A 23,727-nucleotide genomic window follows, 5' to 3' on the forward strand; every position below is an offset into this window, starting at 1 on the left:
AAAATTTGCATACAAAACCCTTATTTATTGTAAATTTTGAATTTTTGATATATTATTCTATTTGTAACCGCTTACATAATGGCAGGAAATGACCTGCATCTTGTCGGCGGGTCTTCAGCACGATTTTCTACATAGGTTTTCACCACAAATATTTAGGAGGCTGATGAAATGAGTCAAGCTACACTGAAGGCTGGAGAAAAACTGGAGAAATTTCTGCAGGGAAAGAAAAAACTGTTTATTAACGGGGAATTTGTAGAAAGCATTTCTAAAAAGACATTTAATACACCTAACCCTGCGACCGGAGAAACGCTCGCTTCCGTGTACGAAGGGGATAAAGCCGACATTGATCTTGCTGTAAAAGCCGCAAGAAGAGCGTTTGACAGCGGTCCATGGTCAAAAATGAGCGCGGCTGAGCGCAGCAGATTGATGTACAAGCTTGCAGACCTGATGGAAGCCAATAAAGAAGAACTGGCACAGCTTGAAACATTAGATAACGGAAAACCGATTAATGAAACAACTAACGCTGATGTTCCGCTAGCGATTGAGCATATGCGCTATTATGCCGGCTGGTCAACAAAAATTGTCGGACAGACGATTCCTGTCAGCGGACAATATTTCAACTATACAAGACATGAAGCATTAGGGGTTGTCGGACAGATCATCCCGTGGAATTTCCCGCTGCTCATGGCGATGTGGAAGCTTGGTGCTGCTCTTGCAACGGGCTGTACAGTGGTCCTGAAGCCTGCTGAACAAACACCTCTTTCTGCCCTGTATCTGGCAGAGCTCATAGCAGAAGCCGGTTTCCCTGAAGGTGTTGTGAATATTGTACCTGGATTCGGCGAGACGGCAGGAGATGCCCTTGTCATGCATCCTGATGTTGACAAGATTGCTTTCACAGGATCAACACCTGTCGGAAAAATGATTATGGAAAAAGCGGCAAAATCGTTAAAGCGCGTTACACTTGAGCTTGGAGGGAAATCTCCAAACATCATTCTTCCGGATGCTGACCTGTCAGCAGCAGTCCCAGGTGCGCTTACTGGAGTCATGTTTAACCAGGGGCAAGTCTGCTGCGCAGGCTCCCGCGTCTTCATTCAGAAAAAGCATTATGATAATGTCGTGGCAGACATGGTGTCGCACGCTAAAAACATCCGTCAGGGAGCAGGAATTGAGCCGGAAACACAAATCGGGCCGCTCGTTTCCGACGAACAGCAAAACCGCGTGCTGAACTACATCCAGCGCGGAGTCGAAGAAGGAGCCGAAATTCTGACTGGCGGAAGCTCACCATCCGAAAATGGATACTTTGTATCCCCAACGATTTTCTCTGCTGTGAAAGATGAAATGACGATTGCAAGAGAAGAGATCTTCGGACCGGTTATCGCCGCTATGCCTTATGATGATCTTGATGAAGTGATCAACCGCGCCAACCAGAGCGAATACGGCCTGGCCGCAGGACTCTGGACCCGCGACATTGCAAACGCGCATTATGTGGCAGGCAAACTGAAAGCCGGAACGGTCTGGGTTAACTGCTACAACGCATTTGATGCCGCTTCTCCATTTGGAGGCTACAAACAATCCGGTCTTGGACGGGAAATGGGCTCGTATGCGCTCGATAACTATACAGAAGTAAAAAGTGTCTGGATCAATTTGCAGCGTTAAATGCTGGTATCCTCCCCTGCCCGCTTGAGGTCTTATTGCCTCATCGGGCATTTTTTTTGCAAGCATGCTAAAAGCCAATAAAAAAACACCGCCTGATCAATCCAGACGATGCCGCTTCTTACTTTTCCTCGAAATAATCTTTGTAAAAACCGCTTACTTTCCCATTATTGTCGATAACAAAGTAAAATTCTTCTGTTTCATTTTTCACTTCATATGTATTTCCCGCCGTTAACACCCTGTTGACCATATACTTCTCGGCGTTTGTATGTTTGCAGGTAACCGTTTTGATTGTTTCTCTGTTAAGCCAGTCCTGATGAATCATCCGTGATTCTCCTTTGCGCATTTTGACCTCATTATACTATAGAAATGTAAGTGCCGCCACCCGCTGAGTCATAACCTTCGCTCTCCGCGAATAGGCTGATGAAGATGAGGTGAAACATATGAACCTATTAAAACGGACTGAAGATGCAGTGCAAAAGCGGATATCAGAGCTCAGAGGCGTTCAAAGGCCGGATGGTTCCTTTCGCTTCTGCTTTGAGGGCGGACCTATGACTGATGCGTTTATGATCATTACGCTCAGATCCCTTGGAAATCAGGATGAACAACTGATTGAAAAACTTGTCCGGAGGCTGTTAAGAATCCAGTCTGATGACGGCATGTGGAGACTGTATGAGGATGAACAGGACGGAAATCTGACAGCAACTGTTCAGGCCTATACGGCGCTGATTATTTCAGGACACTTCACCGCTGCAAGCCCTCAACTTCAGCGTGCAGAAGCATTTATTCTCGCAAATGGCGGACTGTCTGACGTACATTTTATGACAAAATGGATGCTTGCCGTTAACGGACTTTATCCATGGCCGAAACATTTCAGATTTCCATTGTCTTACTTGCTGCTCCCGGCATCTTCCCCCTTAAGTATGTATCAGCTAAGTTCCTACGCAAGAATCCATTTTATGCCGATGATACTCGCCATGAATAAAAAGTATATCCATAAGGGACTTGGAACAGCTGACTTTTCACACCTTTATGCATCTAAACCCAAATCAATCGACTGGCTGTCCCTGCACCGTGATGTGCGATCAGGCCCAAACCTTTTCTTGCAGACGATACGCTCCCTTGCAGCCTTTCCTGCCTATCTTCATAAATCTGGATATCAGGCAGCAGAAAGATACATCCTCGACCGGGTTGAAGCAGACGGAACACTTTTCAGCTATGCAAGCGCCACGTTTTTTATGATCTACGGATTACTCGCTTTGGATTATAGTGAACAATCATCGCAAATCCAGCGTGCCCTATCAGGATTAAAATCGCTAATCTATAAAAAGGACGATCTTGCCACTCTTGAAAACTCGACATCCACTCTGTGGGACACAGCCCTTCTGAACTACAGCCTTCAATCAGCAGGTCTCAGCTGTCATGACCCGATAATTGCGGCGGCTTCTGCCTATTTGCTGAAAAGGCAGCACATCAAAAAAGCTGACTGGGCGGTTCATAATCCCAGCAAAGAAGCTGGCGGCTGGGGATTTTCAGACATCAACACAAATCATCCGGATAATGATGATACAGCTGCAGCTCTTCGGGCGTTAACACCTGCAGCAATGTATGATCCCCTCATTTTTTCCAGTTGGAACAGAGGGACCTCCTGGCTGCTTTCCATGCAAAACCGTGACGGCGGTTTTGCTGCATTTGAAAAGAATACGGACAGTGCTTTGGCTGCAATGCTTCCTCTTGAAAATGCAGGAGATGCTGCAGCCGATCCTTCTACAGCAGACCTCACAGGGCGCGTGCTTGAATATTTTGGATCGTTTGCCGGACTAAAGAAGTATCATCCTTCTGCAAAAGCTGCAATCAACTGGCTCAAAAGCAATCAGGAAGAAAACGGTTCCTGGTATGGACGCTGGGGAGTCTGCTACATTTACGGGACGTGGGCAGCCATTACAGGAATGAGAGCTGCAGGTGTATCTCCTAACAACGCATCCATTCAGAATGCCGTAAACTGGCTGCTGAGCATCCAAAACAGAGATGGCGGATTTGGTGAATCCTGCAGAAGCTGCGAGGTAAAATCCTATGTGCCTCTTGGATACAGCACACCGTCTCAAACAGCGTGGGCGCTTGATGCCCTTCTCACCGTTCTTGATAAAGAGCATGAGGCTGTTCAGCTTGCCGTTAACCGGCTGCTGCAGCCATTTGATCAAAAATGCGATGAATATCCTACCGGCATCGGTCTGCCAAAACAATTTTACATTCGCTATCACAGCTATGGCAGAATTTTTCCGCTGCTTGCTTTAAGTCGTTACCTGAAAATGAAGTAAAAAAGGAGCCTTTTCCTCAAGGCTCCCAATTTCTATATTCAATATAGGCTGGTGACGCTGTAAGACTTCACTTAATTGCTGGATTAATCCGTTTTCTTAAATGATAAACCGGCCTCTTTCAATGCGCCGCTTAACTTTGGGATTGAACTGGGACCGACTCCATGCAGCTTCAAGATATCCGGTTCACTATACTCTGACAGGCGCTCAAGTGAAGTAATACTGTTGCGTTCAAGAGCTCTCCTGGCAGGTGCACTTATCTTTGAAAGAAAATCACTTTCAATCTCTCTTTCTGATTCACATTTAGGGCAAGTTGGACAATCCGAGCTTTTAAAATAATTGTGGCCCTTTTTACAAGTCCTCAATGTTTTATCCGCCATCGTCATTGACCTCCATTTCACGAGAATCCTTTATTACCGGTTCAATCCTGTTAAAAGAAATCATTAAAAAACGCTTTTCTGTCCGGAATCAGCCGTTCGAGACGGGCTATTGCCTCTTCACTGCCTTCCATTTCCCCAATTTCATAAAGATCCGACGGCCGCATATATCCAAATAAGGCTGCTGTCAGCGCATTAATGGAAAGGCTGATTTCGCCCTTATCAGCGTCTGTTTTCGTCACGTTTCCATCAGTAATCTCATACGTCCCATTGTTCCAGGGAGCATATTCATCCTTGATCGTGAGGACCGTTCGTTCTTGTGATGCAAATTCATAGTTTCTTAAAAAGGCTGCTGCATCTACAATTCTCGCCATAAAGTAAGGAGTCACTTCTGCTTTAATTCTTGGCTCTTTAAGTGAATAGAAAAGAGGATCACTTTCAAACGTAGTGATTTCAAGGTCTTTGATCATCGAATCATGCTGGCAGATGAAATTCCATAACCCTGTTCTCGCTGAAGGTGTCAGCGGAACAAATTCTTCCACAGTCATCTTGGAATCTTTCACTGCATATAGGAGATACCCTTCTGCCGCACCGTTTTCATTGTAATAGACTGCTGCATAGGTATCGTCGCTGTATATGGATTGCTGCCACCATCTTGTCTCCCTTTTCAGCATGCCAGTAAATCTCGAGGCGAACTGATCATAAACCTTCTCAATTTCTTCGGAATGGCCATCCTTTCCGGCATGACGCTTTACAGTTCCAAGATCCTGTTTTTTCATGACAAGACTCTCGGATTTTAAAGATGCTTTTAAATAGCTGCTGAAAAGTTCCCACCCGTATTTCCGGTAAAAAGGAACGGAAAAGGGATGAAGCATGGAAATCGTATAGCCTTCATTTTTCATCGTCTCCAATAGGTCCGTCAGCATTTCCCGGACAAACCCGCTTCTGCGGTATTCAGGATATGTCGCTACACCGGCGACTCCGCCCATTTTTACTGTCCGTCCTCCGATATACACCTCTAAAGGCAGCAAATGAAGCTTTGCTGCAAGCTCTTCTCCTGAAAAAACACCATACAGCTGATGATGTTTATCCATCAAATCCAGCCGTTCTTCCACCTTCTCCTCAGGTACTTTGTACTGAAAAGCATATTCTGATAATTTCATTGCTTCTTTGTAATGCTCTTTTGTCAGCTTCACGACTGTCATCTTGATAGTCCCCTCTTTCATGATCGGATAAATCCGCCTTCTGAATGGATCGTCTGGCCGGTGACCCACTCGCTTTGCTCACTTGCCAAAAAGGCAATAAGCCTTGCAGCATCCTGTGGCTTACCAATTCTCCCTGCCGGGAATTTCAAAAGCAGAGAAGCCTTTATTTCATCAGTCATCCACCCTGTATCTGTCGGACCGGGATTCACGGCATTGACTGTAATCCCCTTATGGCCGATTTCAGCCGCCAGCGTTTTTGTCATGTCAGGTATACACGCTTTTGTTGCAGCATAAGCAAGCTCACCCGGCATCGGGCCAAGCGACTGTCCGGAAGTGAGGGTGATCACTCTTCCTCCCCGTCCCCTTGTAAATCGCCGCGCAAACTCGGTGCTAAGCATGATTGGGGCCCGCACATTTAGGAGATAGTGACGATCCAGAATAGCTGATGTAAGTGTTTCTGCATCGCTGAAGACAGAGTATGCTGCATTATTAATAAGAATGGCTGCCTCGCCAAGCGTTCTCTCCGCCTCGTCAAACAGCATGGAAAAAGAAGCTGCATCTGTTAAATCAAGCTCCATGCTGGCGCAGCGGACTCCCTTTTGAAAAATGCTCTCTTCCAGTTTTTCTATGTCTTCCTTTAATGAGCCCCATGGCTGCTCGGAATCATAAGGTCTGTAATAAGTAAAAAAGATATCAATGCCTGCCTCAGCAAGCTCCAGGCATATGGCTGCCCCGATTCCTGATTGTCTGCTTGCTCCGGTCACAATCGCCATTTTTCTGCTAGTCATTCATTCACCTGCTTTTAGAGATGCTGATTCAAGAAATCAGCAATTGCTTTGTATACAAGAATCTCATTTTCTTTTTTTGAAAATCCATGCCCCTCGTCTTCAAGCACGATATAGTCTGTTTTTCTTCCTTTTTGCCGCAATGCTTCTACAATCTTATCAGACTCTGCTTTGACAACACGGGGATCGTTTGCCCCTTGGATCACAAGCATCGGCTTTGTCATGCCGTCAATATGGGTAATCGGTGAAAAATCAATCAGTTTTTCACGGTCGCGAACAGGATTGCCTACCCACTGATCCATTGCAGGCTTCCAGAATTCCGGTACACTCTCAATAAACGAAAAGAGGTCGCTTGGCCCGAAAATATCCACCACCGCTTTGAAGTAGTCAGAGTGACGCCCGTGCAGCAGCAGAGCCATATATCCGCCATAGCTTCCGCCCATCAGAAAGATTTTTTCATTATCAGCAAGCCCTTCCCCGATCAGCCAGTCAATTCCGGCTGTCATGTCAAATCGCGGCCCATTCCCCCAGTCTCCTTCGACCAGTTTTGAAAATGACAGTCCGTATCGTGTTGATCCTCTGAAATTGGGAGCAAAAATGCTGTAGCCGCTTTTCAGAAGATATTGAAATAAAGCCCTGAACGCATTGGTCTCAGCAGATTGAGGACCGCCATGAGGCCAGATAATCATATGGTGGTTGCTTACATCCGCATGTGCCCTATAAAGAGAGGCTTCAATCGTCATGCCGTCAAAGGAGGAATAGGTAACCGTTTCCGGGTTCACCAAATCCTCCGGCGAGAGTCCGGGAACACCATGATTTGTTATTTGGTGCCATGAGTGGGACGGCGTTCTGCTGAAGATATTCAGCGGCATAATAGCAGACTGTCCAAGGAGGAACAGCTTGCCTTCCTTTGTAATTTGCAGTTTGCTGATGCGGTCGGCAGGCACGTCAAGCTGCTCATAGGACTGATCTGACAAATCAAAACAATAGAGCTCATCTTTGACGCCTTTTTCTGCAATGATATAAAACTTGCCTGTAAAAGAATCATATTTCAGAGTACTGCAGTCTTTCCCTTCAAGCTGCAGAACCTTTTCAAAACTCTTTGACGGAAGATGGAATTTTGCCAGATAGGAAAAGTCTGATTCATAGTTCGTCAGAAAATAGAATTCATCCTCAGATATGTAGACAGCATCACTCTGCGTATAAGAGACTTCACTTTCCGGTGCAGCGAGTATGTCTTCTCCGTCTTTTCTAACATAGAGGAGAGATGACGTATTGCTGAAATTCTTTATAAAGACAAAGCTTGTTTCTTGCGGTGATACAGCAAGCAAATAAATTGGCGCATCTGTGCCCTTATGCATCAGTTCCTCTTTTTCACTTTCGATTTCATAGCGGTATACTGCAAGGTTTGTTTCATGGCCATTTTTAGTTGAAGTGTAATACAGCGATGTTTGGTCCTTTGAAAAAAACGGCTGCATATGCCGTTCTCCTTCGGCAATGCGCAGCGGAATCTGCGCACCTCCCTTTTTTGACAAGGCATAAAGCTGCGTATTTTCGTCCCCGTCCCTGTCAAAGCCTGCAAGGATAAATTCCGCCCGGCTGTTATAAGCAAGGCTCCCGCATGCCTGGTTCACAGTTGTAAGAGGATATGGATAGTGGTTTGGAAGATCCATCGCCCACAGATTGTAATGGCCTCCGATATTTGTACTGAACACAAGCTGATTGCCATCTGGCGAAACGATGAAATCCTGAATGGACAGCACGTTCAAAAATTGCTCAACATCCGGCTGTTTAAAAGTAATCATTATGTACACCCCTTAAAAAATCATTTCATGTTCTTATTCGACAAAAAGGAATAAATTCCTCCATCACATTAGTAAACGATAATTTTGTTATGTAAACCTTTAGACAGACTAAAAGGCCCTTTCCAGGACCTTATTTTTCCTTCGTTTGAATAAATCGTAACCCAGTCTGCAAATTGGAAAATGTTTGGATGCTGTCCATTGAAACACCGAGATTGATGAGAGTCTGGGCGATCTCAGGCCTGATCCCGACAATCATGCACTGTGCACCGAGGAGTTTTACCGCTTCAGCTGCCTGAATCAGATGATTCGCCACATATGTATCAACAACGGGAACCCCTGTTATTTCCATAATGACGTAACGGCATTGATAGGTTTTCACACTGTGGAGCAGATTTTCGATAATAACAGCAGCGCGTTCATCATGAACCGCACCGATTAACGGAAGGATGCAAACGTCTTTTGAAATAGGGATAATTGGTGCCGAAAGCTCATTAATCATGCTGTCCTGTTTTCTGTATGCTTCATGCCAGCAGTCCGTGCAAATATTCACGAGGTCGGCAATCATCGGATCAAACCAGCTGTCCGTTTTCTCATAGAGCTCATCTGCGATGGCCGAATCTTCCATTGCCTCAATAATTGTGCGTTTAAATTGCTGAATGGACGCGACCAAATACTTTAAGCACTCTTCTTCCCTGAAGTGCCTGTCAATCCACTCTTTAAAGAACTGAACAGCTTCGTTTTCCGATTGGCTGATTTGACTGAAGATGATCTGGAACGTTTTCCGCTTATCCTCTTCCGTTAAAAAATTCGGGCTCGCTACTTCACCTTCCCATTTCTGAAAAAGCAGCTCCTCGTTCCGGTTCATCATGTCAATTACTTGCTGCATATACATTCCCCCAACTTTCTTTGCTCTTGTACCGTACCCTTTGCAGCCTCTCTCTCAAACGCTATGTACAAGCTTTTTAGTAAGGAAATACTAAATCTGTCTCGATTGTTCCTTTTATTTTCTTCAGGAAGCTGTCCCTTCCGTTCAGCCAATCTTTGAAGTCAATGGTAACAGGCTTCCTGTCTCCCCCTGCACCTATAAGGACCTGGAGTGTTTCAGGTACATATACTGCTGTATGAAGAGTTCCAGCCCAGTTGCCGTACTCTTTTTTGAATATTGCACCATCTGTACGGTTGAAAAAATCAAAAGCTTCTCTCGGGGTCAGCGCTCTATGAAATTGCCCCTCGATTCTCTTCTTTCTTTGAATCGTTTCTTCAAGACGATGCCTGTTTTCAGAACGTTTATCACCCAGTTCAAAATGATTGGTGCAGGCAAGCTTATGTCCTTTTTTAATCTCAACGCCTTTGCTTGAAGCTTCAGCAATAGCCGCATGTCCTGACGAGTCATAGAGGGAGTAATTAAATGCGTGCCGGTGAGGTATTTCTTTCAGCAGCCAAATGGCTTCTTCGGTTGATTTGCACGTATCGAGCACCATTCTTGCAATGCTGCAGCAAATAAACCCGTCTCCAGGCTTCAGACGGTTCACAAAATGATAGCCGACCGCAAGACCTTTTTCATTCATACCGTCCATGCGTCCGATCATCCGTGTCGCAAACCCTATGCTTGCATAGGCGGTTTCCGGATGCCAGATTAAAAACCTGCCTTCGTATGTTTTCGGATGATAATCGTAATTTCTCGCATATATTCCATCCTGCATCAGTGCGCTGCACCCTGACTTTTTCCAGTCTCCCTGATAGCCGCTGTATTCATGGATGACATCTGCAAGAGGCCACTCCATCCCCTCAGATAGTCCTTCAAGCTCCAGCCACAAACCTGGAGCAAAAGATTCCATAAGGCGCTTTGCCTCGCTTAATTCTGTGCTGTAGGACTTTGCAGATTTCACGCGTCTCTTTTTATGATTTTCTGAAAGTTTTGATCCCCTGTGTATCTTTCCCTGTTTCATGCCAAGGTCAAAATAAGTGCCTCTTCCCTGGATGATATCCACTTCAATTTTTGTCATATCGATCACTCTCCGTTTCTCTATCATGAATGATTTTAAAAGGAGAAACAAATTCTAATGAGCAGATTTAATGAAATTGTGCTCCACCGCAAGTATCATGATAGATGTACGAAAACATACGGAGGTCGAGAATAATGAATTCAAAGTATAAGCAGCTCCTTCAGCCATTTCAATTTGAGAATGGCGTTCAGTTAAAGAACCGGATTGTGATGGCTCCCATGACAAACTTTTCCTCAAACGAAGACGGCACTGTGACAAAAGCAGAAACGGATTACTATAGCCGCCGTTCAGGCGGACCCGGAATGGTCATTACTGCATGCGCATATGTGACTCCAAGCGGAAAGGGCTTCCCAGGAGAATTCGGCAGTGACATTGACGACATGATTCCTTCTTTAAAACAGCTTGCTGAATCCATTAAAGAAAAAGGCGCAAAAGCCATCATGCAAATCTTCCACGGAGGACGAATGGTCCCCGCTGAACTGGTTCCAGGAGGAAATGTTGTGAGCGCAAGCGATGTGCCGGCCGAGCAGGGCCACCCATCGGGCGAGGCGCCTGTGCCCCGTGCTTTAACAATAGATGAGATCCACTCCATCATCGATGACTTTGGAGAATCAACGCGCCGCGCCATCCAGGCAGGATTTGACGGCGTTGAAATCCACGGCGCAAATGGTTACCTGATTCAGCAGTTCGTATCGCCGCACAGCAATCGTCGCGAAGACGAATTCGGAGGTTCACTTGAGAAGAGACTTGCCTTTCCTCTTGCTGTAGTTGATTCCGTTAAAAAGGCAGCCGCCGAATTTGGAGATGAGAACTTTCTTGTAGGGTACAGATTTTCTCCGGAAGAACCTGAAACGCCTGGGATTACGATGGAAGATACGCTCGCACTTGTTGATGCCCTGAAAGAGAAGAATCTTGATTATCTTCATATTTCATTAATGGAATACTGGTCAGCTCCAAGAAGAGGAATTGATGATACCCGCTCACGTCTTGAAATTATTCAGGAACGGGTTGGTGACAAACTTCCACTAATAGGTGTCGGGTCCATTTACACTCCAGAAGATGCAGTTAAAGCAATGAATACAGGGGTACCCCTTATTGCACTAGGCAGAGAACTGATTATCGACCCTGACTGGGTACAAAAGATTGAAGAAGGCCGTGAAGATAAAATTGAAACCCGTCTTGATAAACAGGCACAAGATCGTCTTGTTGTTCCTGATCCGCTGTGGCAGGCGATAATAAACACACCGGGCTGGTTTCCTGTGAAAGAATAGAATGAACACAAAAAGAGCATCTTTTGCAGATGCTCTTTTTTGTGAAGTCTATATGGCTTTTCAGTGTTCAGGCTGATTCCGCTTTTCTTCTTAACCTTCAATCAGCAGCGACTCTGGATCTTCTAGAAGGTCTTTAATTGTAGCAAGGAAACTTACGGCTTCTTTTCCGTCAACGATTCTGTGATCGTAAGAAAGTGCAATGTACATCATTGGGCGGTTTTCCATTGTATCCTTATCGATCGCAACAGGGCGAAGCTGAATTTTATGCATGCCCAAAATTCCAACTTGCGGTCCGTTAAGAATTGGTGTTGACATCAGGGAGCCGAAAACGCCTCCGTTAGTAATCGTAAATGTACCGCCTGAAAGGTCAGCAATTGTCAGCTTGTTTTTCTGTGCTTTACCGGCAAGATCACTGATATCCCCTTCAATTTGGGCGAATGACTTGCGGTCAGCGTCGCGGACAACCGGCACGACAAGGCCTTCAGGTGCAGAGACTGCAATGCCGATATCATAGAATTTTTTAAGGATCAGCTGATCTCCCTGAATCTCAGCGTTGAGAAGCGGGTATTTTTTAAGAGCTGCGATTACTGCCTTTGTAAAGAATGACATAAATCCAAGACGCACATCGTGCTGTTCGAAGAATTTGTCTTTACGGCGCTTGCGGATGTCCATCACAGCGGTCATGTCCACTTCATTAAATGTTGTCAGCATGGCTGCTGTCTGCTGAACTTCCACAAGGCGTTTTGCGATTGTTTGTCTGCGTCTTGACATGCGCTCAACTTCTACCGGCTTGTCAAAAGAATCTGCTGTAACTGCCGGTTTAGCTTCAGGTTTAGGAGCAGCTGGAGCCTGTGGCTTAGCTTCAGGTGAATATGCTTCTACATCATGCTTGCGCAATCTTCCAAGCGGATCTCCTGATGGAACCTGGGAAAGGTCAATTCCTTTTTCCCGGGCAAGCTTGCGGGCAGACGGACTAGCAATCGGGCGCTGTGACTTCGCTTCCTGCTGTTCTTGCTTTACAGGTGCAGAAGGTTTCGGCTGCTCTTCCGTTTTCGCTTCTTGTTTAGGCTCTTCAGGTTTTGCCTCAGGAGCTTTTTGCTCATCACTTGCAGAAGCACCGCCGTTTTCATCAATCTCAGCGATCACTTCACCCACTTGAACAGTGTCTCCTGAATCTTTAACAACATCTTTCAGCACACCAGAATAATCAGCTGTCAGTTCAACGTTTACTTTATCGGTTTCAAGTTCAACCAGATATTCCCCTTTTTCAACGTAGTCTCCCGGCTGTTTCAGCCATTGTGCGATTGTTCCTTCTGAGATGGATTCAGCTAATTCTGGTACGATTACTTGTGCCATGATCAAATTCTCCCTTCGTTTTTCCACGTCAATGCTTCAGTCACGATGCGTTCCTGATCTTTTTTATGAACGTTTGGATCTCCCTCTGCTGTTGAAGATCTTCTCTTTCTGCCGATATATTTCACTTTTGTCTGTACTGGCGCCACTTCTCTGAGTTCCGGTTCAATGTATGTCCATGCACCCATGTTCATAGGCTCTTCCTGTACCCATACAATCTCTTCTAGAGCTTCATATCTGCCCAAGATGGCTGATATTTCTTTTTTCGGGAAAGGATACAGTTCTTCCACTCTTACAAGGTGAATACTGTCAGCTTTGTTTTCCATTGCGTTCAGTTTGTCCGTTAAGTCTGTCGCAATTTTTCCGCTGCACAGGACAATGCGCTTCACTTCTGAATGGTTCAGGCCGAGTCCTGGCTGTTCAATAACAGAACGGAATCCCCCGCCGCTCATCTCATCTATAGATGAAACAGTCTGTGCGTTACGCAGCAGGCTCTTTGGCGTCATGATCACAAGCGGACGCACTTCCTCGCGTTTGAGCAAAGCTGCCTGTCTTCTTAAAATATGGAAATATTGAGCTGCGCTTGTCAGGTTGGCAACTGTCCAGTTGTTTTCAGCCGCAAGCTGCAGATAGCGCTCAAGTCTGGCACTTGAATGCTCTGGCCCTTGTCCTTCGTACCCGTGAGGAAGAAGCATCACAAGACCTGATTTTTGTCCCCATTTAGCTCTGCCTGCAGAGATAAACTGGTCAAAGAAGACCTGGGCTGCATTGGCAAAATCTCCGTACTGTGCTTCCCATAGCACAAGTGTCTCAGGAGCAAAAACATTGTAGCCGTATTCAAATCCGAGAACAGATCCCTCAGAAAGCGGACTATTATGAACGGCAAATGATACGTTTGATTTACTTAGTTTATGCAGCGGTGCATAAACATTGCCTGTCTCGCTGTCATGCAGGACAAGATGTCTTTGGGAGAATGTGCCGCGCTCGGAATCCTGACCTGAAAGGCGGATCGGTGTACCATCTTCAAGGATTGTTGCAAAAGCAAGCGTTTCAGCAAGTGCCCAGTCAGCCTTTTGCTCACCTGCAAAGATGTTTGCCCGGCGTTCTAAAATGCGCTTAAGTTTATCAAACACATGAAAATCTTCCGGCCATTTTACAAGTTCATCATTAATTCTGAGCAAAGCTTCTTTCTCGACAGCCGTTTCAATAGCCGGCAGCCCGTTGATAACGATTTCAGGAAGTTCTATATCATGTACCTGAGTGACTTTTTTAGAAGGCACTTTTTGGTACGCTGCATCGAATTTATCCAGTACTTGCTGATCAATTTCTTCTATTTTTTCTTTCGTTGCATATCCTGCTTCTTCAAGCTTCTTCGCATAAAGAGCCCGCGCAGTAGGATGCTTTCGGATTTTTTCGTAAAGCTGCGGCTGCGTCGTCATCGGCTCATCCATCTCGTTGTGGCCGAAGCGGCGGTAGCCGATCAGGTCGATCAGGAAGTCGCGGTTAAACAGTTTGCGGTATTCGATCGCCATTAAAACAGCTGCAAGACACGCCTCCGGATCATCTGCATTAACGTGAACGATTGGAATTTCATATCCTTTGGCAAGATCACTTGCATACTTGGTGGACCTGGAATCCATGCTTTCTGTCGTAAAGCCGATCATGTTATTTGCAATAATGTGAATGGATCCGCCTGTCTGATAGCCTTTCAGAGAGTTCAGATTCAGTGTTTCCGCAACAATTCCTTCTCCAGGAAACGCTGCATCCCCGTGAATGATAATCGCCATAGACTCTTTTTCGTCCTGTACAGGGTAGCCTGCTGTCTTGCGGTTATCCTGTGCGGCACGCGTATATCCCATGACAATAGGATCTACATACTCCAGATGGCTTGGGTTGTTTGCAAGAGTCAGTCTCGCTCTCTTCGTGCTTTCATCTGTAATCTGTCTGTCAGCGCCCAGATGATATTTCACATCTCCGCTCCAGCCATAGTTAATGCCTACAGAACCTTCTGACGGCACAAGCTCCTTGTTCGGAGAATGCTGAAATTCAGAGAAAATAATTTCATACGGTTTTTTAAGAACATGGGCAAGAACGTTTAGACGTCCTCTGTGCGCCATCCCGATGTTTACATTGTGCGTGCCTGCGTGAACAGCACCCGAAATGAGTTCATCAAGCATTGGAACAAGCATATCAAGCCCTTCAATTGAGAACCGCTTCTGTCCGACAAACGTGCGGTGAAGGAATTTTTCAAATCCTTCAACTTCAGAGAGCCGGCGAAGAATGGAAAGGCGCTTTTCATTCGTGTGGCTTTTGAAGATTTCTCCTGATTCAACCATTTTTTTCAGCCAGTATTTCTCTTCAAAACGGTGAACATGGGAAAATTCAAACGCAATGGTTTTTGTATAAACTTCTTTTAAGTAAGTAATTGCCTGAAGTCCGTTCGTCACATCCTGCGGTGCATCCGCACACAGAATCGACGCTGGAATTTCTTCAAGATCTGCTTCTGTAAGCCCGTAATCCTTCAGCTTAAGAAACTCTTTTCCAGGGTTTTCAAAAGGATAAATAGAAGCGTTCAAGTGTCCGTATGTGCGGATATCATCAGCGAGCTTGACTGCATAGGCAATCTTCTTCATCTTGTCCGCACTAGGCACGCTCCCTTCAGCCTGAACAGCAACTGATGCTGTCTGCTGCGGTGATTCATCCCAGCCGTTAAACATTTCTCGCAATTCGGCGTCAACCGATTCCGGATCCTGTTTATACTGATCAAACAGTTCCAGGACATAGCCAAGGTTCGGGCCATGAAAATCTTCAAGTCGAATCTTGCGCTTTGTTGTAGTTCCTGACATCTTACATTACCCCCAGCAATGGTAGTGAATCTGCTTGTTTTTCACGCAGACTCAAATGGATATTATTGTAATATACTATCCTTTCATTCAAAGAATGATAGGTTTGGATTAAAACGCTTCCATTTCCATTTTAACACTCCCTGGCTGTTTTATCAAAGGAGTATCATAAGAAAATTTAAAATAATAGTGAAAAACAAAAATTAATAATGATTCTTCATGAGAATGCAGCCCTAAAATTCGACTCAGGGCAAAAAAATAATCTGTAATCCGACAATAACCCCCATATCTTTTCCAATTTTCTTTTCTTTCAGCCAATTGCACCCTCATATTTAAACCGTTCTCTCTTTTATATGCTTTCCCTTCATAACAGATCCTCTATACAAGGATGAAAATTGTTTAGATTTGAGTATTTCATAATAATGTTTTAAAAAGCGCCTCATGACGAGACGCTTTTTCAGGCATGAATACTTTTTTGAAGCAATTTTTTCAAAACAGGGAACAAGACTTCAGGAAGCGTGTCAATATCAGGAACAACAATGCTGAACTTTCCGTATATGTTCTGTATTGTTTTCTGCTGTCCCTCATCAATTTCGCCGTTCGAAAGGAAAATATTTATTACTTCAATTCCGCGCTTTCTGGCTTGGAGCACCGCTTCATGTGTGTCGATGATCCCGTTCTGTTCATATCCTGAAGCTGCTGGTTCACCGTCTGAAAAGACAAGCATGAATTTTTGGTTCTCACTTCTTTGCATCAGCTGTTTTGTCATATGGCGAATGGCATAGCCGTCGCGGTTATCCTCTTCCGGCTGCAGCTGGAGGATCTCCGGCCCCCTCTTTTTTTGAAGAGACGAACCAAAATCAATGACCGTCTTAAAGTGGTTTGGCTGACTTGTTTCCGTGGCTTCATTTGTATCTTCCCAAAAACCGGTAACTTGATGAACAACAGAGACCGATTTCAGTGCTTCATGAAAAAGAGTAATGCCAAGCTTCGTCTGCTCCATTTTGTCAAACATAGAAGCAGAGCAGTCGACGAGCAGGCAAAAGGCAGCATCAATCTGTGCTGAAGGCTGATTTTTCTTATAGAACAGACGTGGATTATCATCGGTCAGGAGCTTCAGCAGTTTCTTGCTCAATCTCCCTGTATGCAAATCGCTTCTTGGGGAGATTTTTTTATGTTCCAGTGTTTTTTCAATCATTTGCTTTAATTTTTTTTGATAAGGAGCGATGATTTTCTTTTTCTCGCGGTAGGAGACCTGTTCATCAGCAGAAGGCAAGTCCGGGACTGTAAAAACAGGAAAGGCATATTTGTTTTCTTTGCCGAATGCTTCAATTCCGCCTTTTTCCTCTCTGTTTTCTGCATTCTCCAGGGCTTCGAGCTTGGAATAATCGTTTCGGGACGTCTTTTTGGATGACCCCTGGACCATTCCAAGTGCCTGATCTCCGTCATCCCCTTCCCTTACACCTTCGCCAAGCAGGTCTGTTTTCGTTCCCTGCTCAAGATCGAACTGCAGGAAACTTTTCGTTGCTTCGCTTGTTTCGCGGTGCCAGGTTGGAAGCTTGTCTTCATGGACATCTTCATCATCTTCTTCTTTTTCCTGCTTTAGGATATCATCGTTTTTGAGCTTGGATTTTCTCTTCATCTCATCAAATGTCAGCACGGCATCAGCTTCGGCATAATCAAGAACCGGCAGATGAAAGTACATATTAAGCATATCAGCCTCAAGAAGATCCTCGAGCACCTCTGTGACAGAGAGAACGATTTTGCTGATGTCTGCTGTTTCTTTTGCCTCGTAAAAAGAAAGGATCTCTCTTTCTAAAAAGGGAACGGCAAGGTCAATGGACTCGCTTAGAGACGGAAAAACCTCCAGCGGAGAACCTGACGTAGCCTTTAAATAAAATGCGCTGTAAAGAGCATCTGTTAAAATGGTCCGTTCCTGATTTATAATCAGCTGGCTTTTAAAAAACCGCCTGTACATTTCCCTTCTTGCCGCAAAGACACGCACAGTGCCGGGTCTTTCCTTTTTGCATGATTCCTCGAGTCGCAAATCCTCAAGCATGACGAAAAGCTGCTTGGCAAAGCTTGAAAGCGAAAGGTTCTGTGCAGCTTTTACAAAAGTATCTACTGCTTGATAATCCGTATGCCTGCTGCTGCCGATGCTCCGGAGAAATACATCGCTTTTCAGTCCGTTCACCATATCCTTGCGGGGACGGTTGTCCCAGAAATGGCTGATATGAACTTTTTTTGTAAAGGGATCAAAATAGGACTGCACAGCAAATTCAACTTCTGTCTCATCGCTGCGTGTCAGTGTTTTAGCAAGATCCGACAGCTCCATAAAAAGAAAGGAATCTACCCGTTTATCGTTGAATTTAATGTATTTCATGACAAATCCCCTTTATGCAAACAGCGTTTCTGCAATATTACGGATCGCTGCCTTTTCCCTGTCATCTTCAAGTTTTTCGGTAATTCCGCGTGAGATCGCACGCAAAGGCGGAAGATAGACGGCAAGGTCGCATGTATCAATCAAGGCCCGTACTGAAGCGGCTTCTTCTGAAATTTGGCCGTTTTGCACCTGGGACAGTAAATCAGCTGACAAAGTAACAAATTGGGACAGAAGCTTTTCATCAGTCAGCTTCGACTGTGTGCGAAGAACGGATTTCAGCTGTTCTCCCTGAATGTATGGAACTTCTATCACGACAAAACGGTTTTTCAGCGCTTCATTCAGAGGAACCGTGCCGACGTATCCTTCATTGATGGCAGCAACTGTTCCAAAGCCCCCTTCGGCCCGGATGACTTCCCCCGTAAACGGATTCGTGATCATTTTGCGGTAATCAAGCACCCCGTTTAAAATAGGAAGCGTTTCAGGCTTCGCCATATTGATTTCATCTATATAAAGAAGGTGGCCTTTTTTCATCGCATGAATGACTGGCCCCTCTATAAATTCAATCGATGTTTTCGCGCCCTCCTGCGAAATGGTTTTATAGCCAAGAAGTGCCTCGGCATCAAGGTCGACACTGCAGTTGATGCTGTGCATCGGCTGTCCGAACAAATTGGAGAGGGTTTCGGCAAGCTTGGTTTTTCCTGAGCCGGTAGGCCCTTTTAATAATACGTTTTTCCCAAGTGCCAGGGCAATCATCGCATCAAACAGGACCGCATCCTCTGAAGGCAAATAGCCTCCTGTTCCGATCAAGTATGAGTCTCCGCTGTTTTTATAGGATTCTGCTCGCTTCCTGATATCTTCCAAAAGCTGCGGCGGAAGGTTCATGGCTTCTAATTGTAAGGTCATTGTAGGTTGTTCCCTTCTCTCGTTCAAATTTCTCTGCCCCAGTATACTAGAAAAAAACGCATGACTCAAAGGGATTGCCTTTTGCAAGCGCGTTCAAAGAAAAAACAGATTATAACTGGTGGATTGATGATCGGAAGTGCTACATTAAACTGTAAAGAAGAGGTGAATCTATGTTTAGTTTGTGGGCAGCCCTTATTGCTTATGCTGTATTTTTTGCGCCGGGAAAGAGCGGCGTGGAAGATGACATCATGAGAAACCTTTTGTCTGGTTCTTTTGAACAGGCAGATCCGCTGGTGGTTACGGTGTTTTCATTTTTGGGGATTTTCCCAATGATCTTTGCTTTATTGCTCTTGCCGAATGATACGCGGAAGCTTCCTGCATGGCCGTTTGTTATCGGTTCATTTGCCCTTGGAGCTTTTTCGCTGCTCCCTTACTTCTTTTTGAGAAAAGAGCGTAAACATATGGAAAGGAAATTCTCAGAAAAAGCGAAAATGCTTCGTGATTCAAAATGGGTGATTTTGTTTCTTGCCGTGCTTACTGCCGGTCTATACCTTTTTGGCATCATTATGGGGTCAGTAGAGAGATATTCAGAGGCGTTTCAATCTTCGCAGCTTGTCAGTGTGATGACCGCTGACCTGTTTGTTTTAACATGGCTTTCGTGGTATGTGCTTAAGCATGAATACAAAATGGGCAGGAGATCCTTCTATTGTTTTATTCCCGTTCTGGGTCCGCTTTGTTTGCTGCTTGCAAAAGCAAAAAAACAAGAGTGAAGATATTCCTTCACCCTTGTTGTAATTACTGATTTAACGGAGCAGTCCTGATACGATCTCGAATGAACGAAGACGTTCATGATGGTCGTAAATAGAAGCATTGACCATAATTTCGTTTGCGCCGGTTTCTTCTATGAATTTTTCCAGTTTCTCTTTTACCGTTCTTTCATTGCCGACAATAGATGAACCAAGCTGCTGATGAATGGCAGCTTTTTCATATGGCGTCCACAGCTCTTCCATATTTTCAACCGGAGGCTGCATTTTTCCTGGACGATTGCGGACAAGATTCAAAAACTGCTGCTGCATGGAAGTCGCAAGAAAAGCTGCTCTCTCATCTGTATCAGCAGCGATAACGTTGGCGCCAACCATTGCGTAAGGTTCGTCAAGTACCTCTGACGGTCTGAAGCTGCTTCTGTACAAATTCATTGCGGGCACCGTATGCTCTGGGGAAAAATGACTGGCAAAAGCAAATGGCAGGCCAAGTCTTCCTGCGAGCTGCGCGCTGAAGCCGCTTGAACCCAAAAGCCAAATTGGCACATTCAGACCTTTTCCGGGCACAGCTTTGACATGTGCTGCCTCTGTCGGGTTAAAGTATTCTCTTAATTCATCAAGCTGTTCAGGGAAGTCTTCCCCATTGCTCATGTTTTCTCGCCGCAGTGCACGGGCAGTGAGCTGGTCTGTTCCTGGAGCCCGTCCAAGTCCAAGATCAATTCTTCCGGGGTAAAGCGATTCAAGTGTTCCAAATTGCTCTGCGATCACAAGCGGAGAATGATTTGGAAGCATAATCCCGCCTGAACCCACACGTATGGTCGAGGTTCCTCCGGCAACATGGCCGATCAGCACAGCAGTTGCAGAGCTCGCGATTCCTTCCATATTATGATGCTCTGCCAGCCAGAAACGGTTATATCCCCATTTTTCGGCATGCCGGGCAAGATCCAGTGTGTTCTTAAATGCATCTGATGGAGTGCTCCCTTCTACAACGGGAGCAAGATCCAGAATAGAAAGCTTTACATCTTTTTTTGCATTGGACATAAAAAGTCCTCCTCCTGAGTACATCTTAAAGACGAATTTATAGAAACTTACAAAAAGTAAGCTTGTGATTGGCTTTTATTTTAACAAGGAAGAAGGATAAAAGAAACTAATTCGACTCCATTCAGCTATCCCCAATTTGAAAAGCTTCTGCAAGTAGCCTGTACGACTCAAGTTTTTCTTTAATATCGTAAATGTTGGTCAGGATAAGGGCTTCATCTGTCTGATAATCATCCGCAATCCGAAGCAGGTCCTCCTTTATCCTTTCCGGAGTGCCGATCAGCATACGCTTGCGGTTCATTCGTATTTTGTTCTTTTGATCCTCATTGAACTTTATTTTTCCGGCTTGATCCGGAGAAATGATTCTTGTATCTCCCCCGCTTTCAACCTGAAGCAGCCAGGCATCCTGACTGCTTGCCAGATACTCTGCCTTCTCCTGAGATTCAGCACAGACTGCAAAAATGCAGAAATTTGTCTTCGGTTCTTTTAAGTGGCCGGCTGGCTTAAATTGCTCTCTGTAATCTTTCATAGCTTTTTTCCCGCTGACAGGGTTGATAAAGTGCCCGTATGTAAATGCCATCCCATGTTCAGCTGCCACTCTGGCTCCTCTGTGCGATATTCCGAGCAGCCACAAATCAGGTGAGGACGACAGTGGATCAGGCATCGCCTGTACCCCAGAAAAAGCATGCTCCGCAGGGAGGCCGCTGCTTAAGTACCCCTGTAAGTCCTTTAGCTGTCTTGGAAATTCGTTCATGCTCTTTCGCAGACCGTCTGTCAGTGCAAGACGTGTTTCTGCTGAACCTCCGGGAGAACGTCCAATGCCAAGGTCAATCCTGTTTGGAAAAAGCGTTTCAAGCGTACGAAACGTTTCAGCTACTTTCAGCGGACTGTACTGAGGAAGCAGCACACCGCCGGATCCGACTTTTATCCGTTCGGTATGAGAGGCGGCATGTGCCATCAAAATTTCCGGCGCTGTGCTTGCAAGACCGCTCGTGTTGTGATGTTCTGCAAACCAATACCGGCAATAGCCCAGCTTTTCAGCCTCTTTTACAAGGTGAAGAGATTGGGCAAGCGCATCTATGGCAGTAAACCCTTCTGAAATGGGTGACTGGTCTAATATACTAAGTTTCATTGCATCTGCTCCTCCCACAGGTGTCATTCCGCTTATGCCGAAGAAAAATGCTTCCTGCTTATTAGATTTATCGCAATGGCCTTTAAAAATCAAACAATTGAACTGCGTGAAAACAAAAACAGATCCCTCAGGACCTGTTATCTGCTATTCTTCCGGCTTCATGACAATTGACGTAACCAGCCCGATCACTGCGATGGTTATACAGGAAAAAACAAAACTCCTAAGTTCAAGTGTTTTATATCCCGCAAGAACGACAAGCCCGTCTACTAAAAGGATTGCGATGCCGATATTTAAGCTGGTATAGTCTGAAATCAGGCGTGCAAGCAGATCCGTTCCCCCGGTGCTTGTATCATTTCTGAGCATAATCCCGATTCCTATTCCTATAATGCATCCGCCTATTAATGAACTTAAAAAGATGGGCAGATCAAATGACGTCCTCAGAGGATCGAGCAGATCAATAAAGAACGCAGAAACGAGCAAACCATGAAAGCTGCTGTAAAAATACGCCGGCTTATAAAACCAGGCATACATGCATAGCGGAATACTGAACAATAAAATACATAATCCAGTCTTAAAATCAAAGTAATAATGCATAATAAGCGCCGCACCATCCACACCGCCGTCAATCAGATGGTGAGGGACAAGAAATCCGTTAATGCCTATGCCGATCAGCAAACTTCCTATTATAATGGCGGCTATCTTCTGTGTGATAAGCATCACCTTGCCTAAGAAAAGAGTCTTCTAACTATATGTCCAGGCATATTCTTTCAGAAGCATCTTTTTCAGACCGGCAAAATCAGCCGCCGCAAATCGTTACTTATTCCTTTCTGCACTCTTTTCGTACAACACTTCCTTTGTGGAATAAATAGTCACCGTCACACTTGAGCTGTAAACAGCAGCCATTATCAGAACAGGCTCACTGTACTTGTTTGTGAACTTGAAATCAGGACCATACCAGCTGACGGTGGCATCCCGTCCCTTTGGCACATAGGGAACATTCCTCGAATGAGAAAACCGTTCAACTGTTTTCAAACCAGCATTGTCTGTCGCGTTAAATAAAGTAGACGAGACTTGGCAGATTCCGCCGCCAATTCCTTCCGCAAGCTCCCCTTTGATGATAATCGGAGCTTTCATATACCCTTTTGCAGCCGTTCTGTTCCCTACAACACCATTAAACGAGAAGGTTTCTCCAGGAAAAACAACTGTATTATTAATGGCTTCTGCTGCAAGGATTATGTTTTTAGTTCTTTGTACATTCCGTTTGTTGAAAAAAGTAGCATAGCTGCCGATCCGTGCTGAACGGATGCTAATTAAGAGATCACTGTCCACCCTGGGGTATAGATCCATTTTCGGCGCCTGGACTGTCATAGGCCCTTTCCCGTAAAAATAGGAATATAAAAGTTCGCGGAATTTTTCTCTGTGCAGCCTGTAGCCTTTTTTCTCCTGTATGATTGCCCCTGATTTACTTACCCAGGCATTTACAGGAGGCTTATACATTACGTTGTCCATTCGCGTTGACAGCTGATTAATTTTTTCATCGTTCATTATGTACATTTCTTCAGTAAGCTGCGCGAGGTCTTCCTTTGAAATGGTTCCAATAATCTTCGTCTGGTCTTTAATCAGCAGACTGTCATTCCCTGGCTGCTGAGTCAGCGCAATCAGCAAAGCGAAAATAGCCATTTTCATACACCATCACTCCCCTGCTTACTATTGGCTGCAGAGCATGACTTTATGTATGATTTACAAACAATTTCGCAAGAATTCATGATAGATTGTCAGATTGATTGAATTATAAGAAAGTTGACTTTTATACAGGGTATGCGTTATGATTTTTCTTATCTTTTGCTGAACAACTTCAACTTTTTCAAACTGACTGCTAACGACTTTTAAAAATGAT

At 45.0% G+C, this 23,727-nt stretch carries 20 protein-coding genes; 4 read left to right on the top strand and 16 right to left on the bottom strand.

Annotated elements, in window-relative coordinates; translation table 11 throughout:
• Positions 1 to 168: 168 nt before the first annotated feature.
• Entirely contained in the window at positions 169 to 1,656 is a 1,488-nt protein-coding gene (locus tag AZ46_RS06490; RefSeq protein ID WP_029280831.1) for an aldehyde dehydrogenase family protein, read from the top strand.
• Between the two features lie 118 nt (positions 1,657 to 1,774).
• On the opposite strand, the gene AZ46_RS06495 is transcribed toward AZ46_RS06490, so the two are convergent.
• Positions 1,775 to 1,978 carry a DUF6501 family protein gene (locus tag AZ46_RS06495; protein ID WP_029280830.1) on the bottom strand — a complete coding sequence of 68 codons (204 nt, stop codon included), beginning with the start codon at positions 1,976 to 1,978 and terminating at the stop codon, positions 1,775 to 1,777.
• A 118-nt stretch (positions 1,979 to 2,096) separates the two neighbouring features.
• Here AZ46_RS06495 and AZ46_RS06500 point away from each other — a divergent pair, with 118 nt between their 5' ends.
• Complete coding sequence (locus tag AZ46_RS06500; RefSeq protein ID WP_029280829.1) at positions 2,097 to 3,971, top strand: terpene cyclase/mutase family protein; 1,875 nt, start codon at positions 2,097 to 2,099, stop codon at positions 3,969 to 3,971.
• A gap of 83 nt (positions 3,972 to 4,054) precedes the next feature.
• On the opposite strand, the gene AZ46_RS06505 is transcribed toward AZ46_RS06500, so the two are convergent.
• From AZ46_RS06505 to AZ46_RS06530, 6 genes are all read right to left on the bottom strand, one after another.
• Positions 4,055 to 4,354 (bottom strand): RNA polymerase alpha subunit C-terminal domain-containing protein, encoded by a 300-nt coding sequence (locus AZ46_RS06505; RefSeq protein WP_029280827.1) that lies wholly within the window; start codon positions 4,352 to 4,354, stop codon positions 4,055 to 4,057.
• A 44-nt stretch (positions 4,355 to 4,398) separates the two neighbouring features.
• Positions 4,399 to 5,550 carry a GNAT family N-acetyltransferase gene (locus AZ46_RS06510; RefSeq protein WP_029280826.1) on the bottom strand — a complete coding sequence of 384 codons (1,152 nt, stop codon included), beginning with the start codon at positions 5,548 to 5,550 and terminating at the stop codon, positions 4,399 to 4,401.
• 17 nt (positions 5,551 to 5,567) lie between these two features.
• Positions 5,568 to 6,338 (bottom strand): SDR family oxidoreductase, encoded by a 771-nt coding sequence (locus AZ46_RS06515; protein WP_029280825.1) that lies wholly within the window; start codon positions 6,336 to 6,338, stop codon positions 5,568 to 5,570.
• A gap of 14 nt (positions 6,339 to 6,352) precedes the next feature.
• Positions 6,353 to 8,140 (bottom strand): S9 family peptidase, encoded by a 1,788-nt coding sequence (locus AZ46_RS06520; protein ID WP_029280824.1) that lies wholly within the window; start codon positions 8,138 to 8,140, stop codon positions 6,353 to 6,355.
• A 130-nt stretch (positions 8,141 to 8,270) separates the two neighbouring features.
• Entirely contained in the window at positions 8,271 to 9,026 is a 756-nt protein-coding gene (locus AZ46_RS06525) for an STAS domain-containing protein (protein WP_051865310.1), read from the bottom strand.
• Positions 9,027 to 9,102: 76 nt separating this feature from the next.
• On the bottom strand, positions 9,103 to 10,146 hold the full coding sequence (locus AZ46_RS06530; RefSeq protein ID WP_029280822.1) for an acyl-CoA--6-aminopenicillanic acid acyl-transferase: 1,044 nt from the start codon (positions 10,144 to 10,146) through the stop codon (positions 9,103 to 9,105).
• Between the two features lie 134 nt (positions 10,147 to 10,280).
• Between AZ46_RS06530 and AZ46_RS06535 the strand changes: the two genes are divergently transcribed.
• Positions 10,281 to 11,417: an NADH-dependent flavin oxidoreductase gene (locus tag AZ46_RS06535; RefSeq protein WP_029280820.1), complete on the top strand. Its 1,137-nt coding sequence runs from the start codon at positions 10,281 to 10,283 to the stop codon at positions 11,415 to 11,417.
• 90 nt (positions 11,418 to 11,507) lie between these two features.
• Here the strand turns inward: AZ46_RS06535 and odhB are convergent, their stop codons facing one another.
• From odhB to AZ46_RS06560, 5 genes are all read right to left on the bottom strand, one after another.
• Positions 11,508 to 12,773, bottom strand: a complete 1,266-nt coding sequence (gene odhB, locus AZ46_RS06540; RefSeq protein WP_029280819.1) for a 2-oxoglutarate dehydrogenase complex dihydrolipoyllysine-residue succinyltransferase — start codon at positions 12,771 to 12,773, stop codon at positions 11,508 to 11,510.
• Positions 12,774 to 12,775: 2 nt separating this feature from the next.
• Positions 12,776 to 15,616 (bottom strand): 2-oxoglutarate dehydrogenase E1 component, encoded by a 2,841-nt coding sequence (sucA, locus tag AZ46_RS06545; protein ID WP_029280817.1) that lies wholly within the window; start codon positions 15,614 to 15,616, stop codon positions 12,776 to 12,778.
• Between the two features lie 108 nt (positions 15,617 to 15,724).
• Positions 15,725 to 15,931, bottom strand: a complete 207-nt coding sequence (locus AZ46_RS06550; protein WP_029280816.1) for a hypothetical protein — start codon at positions 15,929 to 15,931, stop codon at positions 15,725 to 15,727.
• A 139-nt stretch (positions 15,932 to 16,070) separates the two neighbouring features.
• Positions 16,071 to 17,996, bottom strand: coding sequence for a vWA domain-containing protein (locus tag AZ46_RS06555; RefSeq protein ID WP_029280815.1), 1,926 nt, complete (start codon positions 17,994 to 17,996; stop codon positions 16,071 to 16,073).
• Positions 17,997 to 18,008: 12 nt separating this feature from the next.
• Positions 18,009 to 18,899 carry an ATP-binding protein gene (locus AZ46_RS06560; protein ID WP_029280813.1) on the bottom strand — a complete coding sequence of 297 codons (891 nt, stop codon included), beginning with the start codon at positions 18,897 to 18,899 and terminating at the stop codon, positions 18,009 to 18,011.
• A gap of 170 nt (positions 18,900 to 19,069) precedes the next feature.
• Here AZ46_RS06560 and AZ46_RS06565 point away from each other — a divergent pair, with 170 nt between their 5' ends.
• Positions 19,070 to 19,669 (top strand): hypothetical protein, encoded by a 600-nt coding sequence (locus tag AZ46_RS06565; RefSeq protein ID WP_029280812.1) that lies wholly within the window; start codon positions 19,070 to 19,072, stop codon positions 19,667 to 19,669.
• A gap of 33 nt (positions 19,670 to 19,702) precedes the next feature.
• On the opposite strand, the gene AZ46_RS06570 is transcribed toward AZ46_RS06565, so the two are convergent.
• The 4 genes from AZ46_RS06570 to AZ46_RS06585 all read right to left on the bottom strand — a co-directional run bounded on the left by AZ46_RS06570 (position 19,703) and on the right by AZ46_RS06585 (position 23,516).
• The gene (locus tag AZ46_RS06570; RefSeq protein WP_029280810.1) at positions 19,703 to 20,701 is read right to left on the bottom strand and encodes an LLM class flavin-dependent oxidoreductase; all 999 of its coding nucleotides are present in this window, start codon (positions 20,699 to 20,701) and stop codon (positions 19,703 to 19,705) included.
• 121 nt (positions 20,702 to 20,822) lie between these two features.
• On the bottom strand, positions 20,823 to 21,830 hold the full coding sequence (locus AZ46_RS06575; RefSeq protein WP_029280809.1) for an LLM class flavin-dependent oxidoreductase: 1,008 nt from the start codon (positions 21,828 to 21,830) through the stop codon (positions 20,823 to 20,825).
• A 144-nt stretch (positions 21,831 to 21,974) separates the two neighbouring features.
• The gene (locus AZ46_RS06580) at positions 21,975 to 22,547 is read right to left on the bottom strand and encodes a YitT family protein (protein WP_029280808.1); all 573 of its coding nucleotides are present in this window, start codon (positions 22,545 to 22,547) and stop codon (positions 21,975 to 21,977) included.
• A 96-nt stretch (positions 22,548 to 22,643) separates the two neighbouring features.
• Positions 22,644 to 23,516, bottom strand: a complete 873-nt coding sequence (locus AZ46_RS06585; RefSeq protein ID WP_051827197.1) for a VanW family protein — start codon at positions 23,514 to 23,516, stop codon at positions 22,644 to 22,646.
• Positions 23,517 to 23,727: the final 211 nt, after the last annotated feature.

The sequence above is a fragment of the Metabacillus indicus LMG 22858 genome (genome assembly GCF_000708755.2).
In the GTDB taxonomy this organism is placed as follows: domain Bacteria; phylum Bacillota; class Bacilli; order Bacillales; family Bacillaceae; genus Bacillus_P; species Bacillus_P indicus.

What these genes read in the sequence shown, in the direction of transcription:
- AZ46_RS06565 (WP_029280812.1), top strand. Translation starts at nt 19,070, where the DNA reads ATGTTTAGTTTGTGGGCAGCCCTTATTGCTTATGCTGTATTTTTTGCG.
- sucA (WP_029280817.1), bottom strand. Translation starts at nt 15,616, where the DNA reads ATGTCAGGAACTACAACAAAGCGCAAGATTCGACTTGAAGATTTTCAT.
- AZ46_RS06575 (WP_029280809.1), bottom strand. Translation starts at nt 21,830, where the DNA reads ATGAAACTTAGTATATTAGACCAGTCACCCATTTCAGAAGGGTTTACT.
- AZ46_RS06530 (WP_029280822.1), bottom strand. Translation starts at nt 10,146, where the DNA reads ATGACAAAAATTGAAGTGGATATCATCCAGGGAAGAGGCACTTATTTT.
- AZ46_RS06555 (WP_029280815.1), bottom strand. Translation starts at nt 17,996, where the DNA reads ATGAAATACATTAAATTCAACGATAAACGGGTAGATTCCTTTCTTTTT.
- AZ46_RS06560 (WP_029280813.1), bottom strand. Translation starts at nt 18,899, where the DNA reads ATGACCTTACAATTAGAAGCCATGAACCTTCCGCCGCAGCTTTTGGAA.
- AZ46_RS06520 (WP_029280824.1), bottom strand. Translation starts at nt 8,140, where the DNA reads ATGATTACTTTTAAACAGCCGGATGTTGAGCAATTTTTGAACGTGCTG.
- AZ46_RS06525 (WP_051865310.1), bottom strand. Translation starts at nt 9,026, where the DNA reads ATGCAGCAAGTAATTGACATGATGAACCGGAACGAGGAGCTGCTTTTT.
- odhB (WP_029280819.1), bottom strand. Translation starts at nt 12,773, where the DNA reads ATGGCACAAGTAATCGTACCAGAATTAGCTGAATCCATCTCAGAAGGA.
- AZ46_RS06580 (WP_029280808.1), bottom strand. Translation starts at nt 22,547, where the DNA reads ATGCTTATCACACAGAAGATAGCCGCCATTATAATAGGAAGTTTGCTG.
- AZ46_RS06515 (WP_029280825.1), bottom strand. Translation starts at nt 6,338, where the DNA reads ATGACTAGCAGAAAAATGGCGATTGTGACCGGAGCAAGCAGACAATCA.
- AZ46_RS06510 (WP_029280826.1), bottom strand. Translation starts at nt 5,550, where the DNA reads ATGACAGTCGTGAAGCTGACAAAAGAGCATTACAAAGAAGCAATGAAA.
- AZ46_RS06585 (WP_051827197.1), bottom strand. Translation starts at nt 23,516, where the DNA reads ATGAAAATGGCTATTTTCGCTTTGCTGATTGCGCTGACTCAGCAGCCA.
- AZ46_RS06490 (WP_029280831.1), top strand. Translation starts at nt 169, where the DNA reads ATGAGTCAAGCTACACTGAAGGCTGGAGAAAAACTGGAGAAATTTCTG.
- AZ46_RS06495 (WP_029280830.1), bottom strand. Translation starts at nt 1,978, where the DNA reads ATGATTCATCAGGACTGGCTTAACAGAGAAACAATCAAAACGGTTACC.
- AZ46_RS06570 (WP_029280810.1), bottom strand. Translation starts at nt 20,701, where the DNA reads ATGTCCAATGCAAAAAAAGATGTAAAGCTTTCTATTCTGGATCTTGCT.
- AZ46_RS06500 (WP_029280829.1), top strand. Translation starts at nt 2,097, where the DNA reads ATGAACCTATTAAAACGGACTGAAGATGCAGTGCAAAAGCGGATATCA.
- AZ46_RS06535 (WP_029280820.1), top strand. Translation starts at nt 10,281, where the DNA reads ATGAATTCAAAGTATAAGCAGCTCCTTCAGCCATTTCAATTTGAGAAT.
- AZ46_RS06505 (WP_029280827.1), bottom strand. Translation starts at nt 4,354, where the DNA reads ATGACGATGGCGGATAAAACATTGAGGACTTGTAAAAAGGGCCACAAT.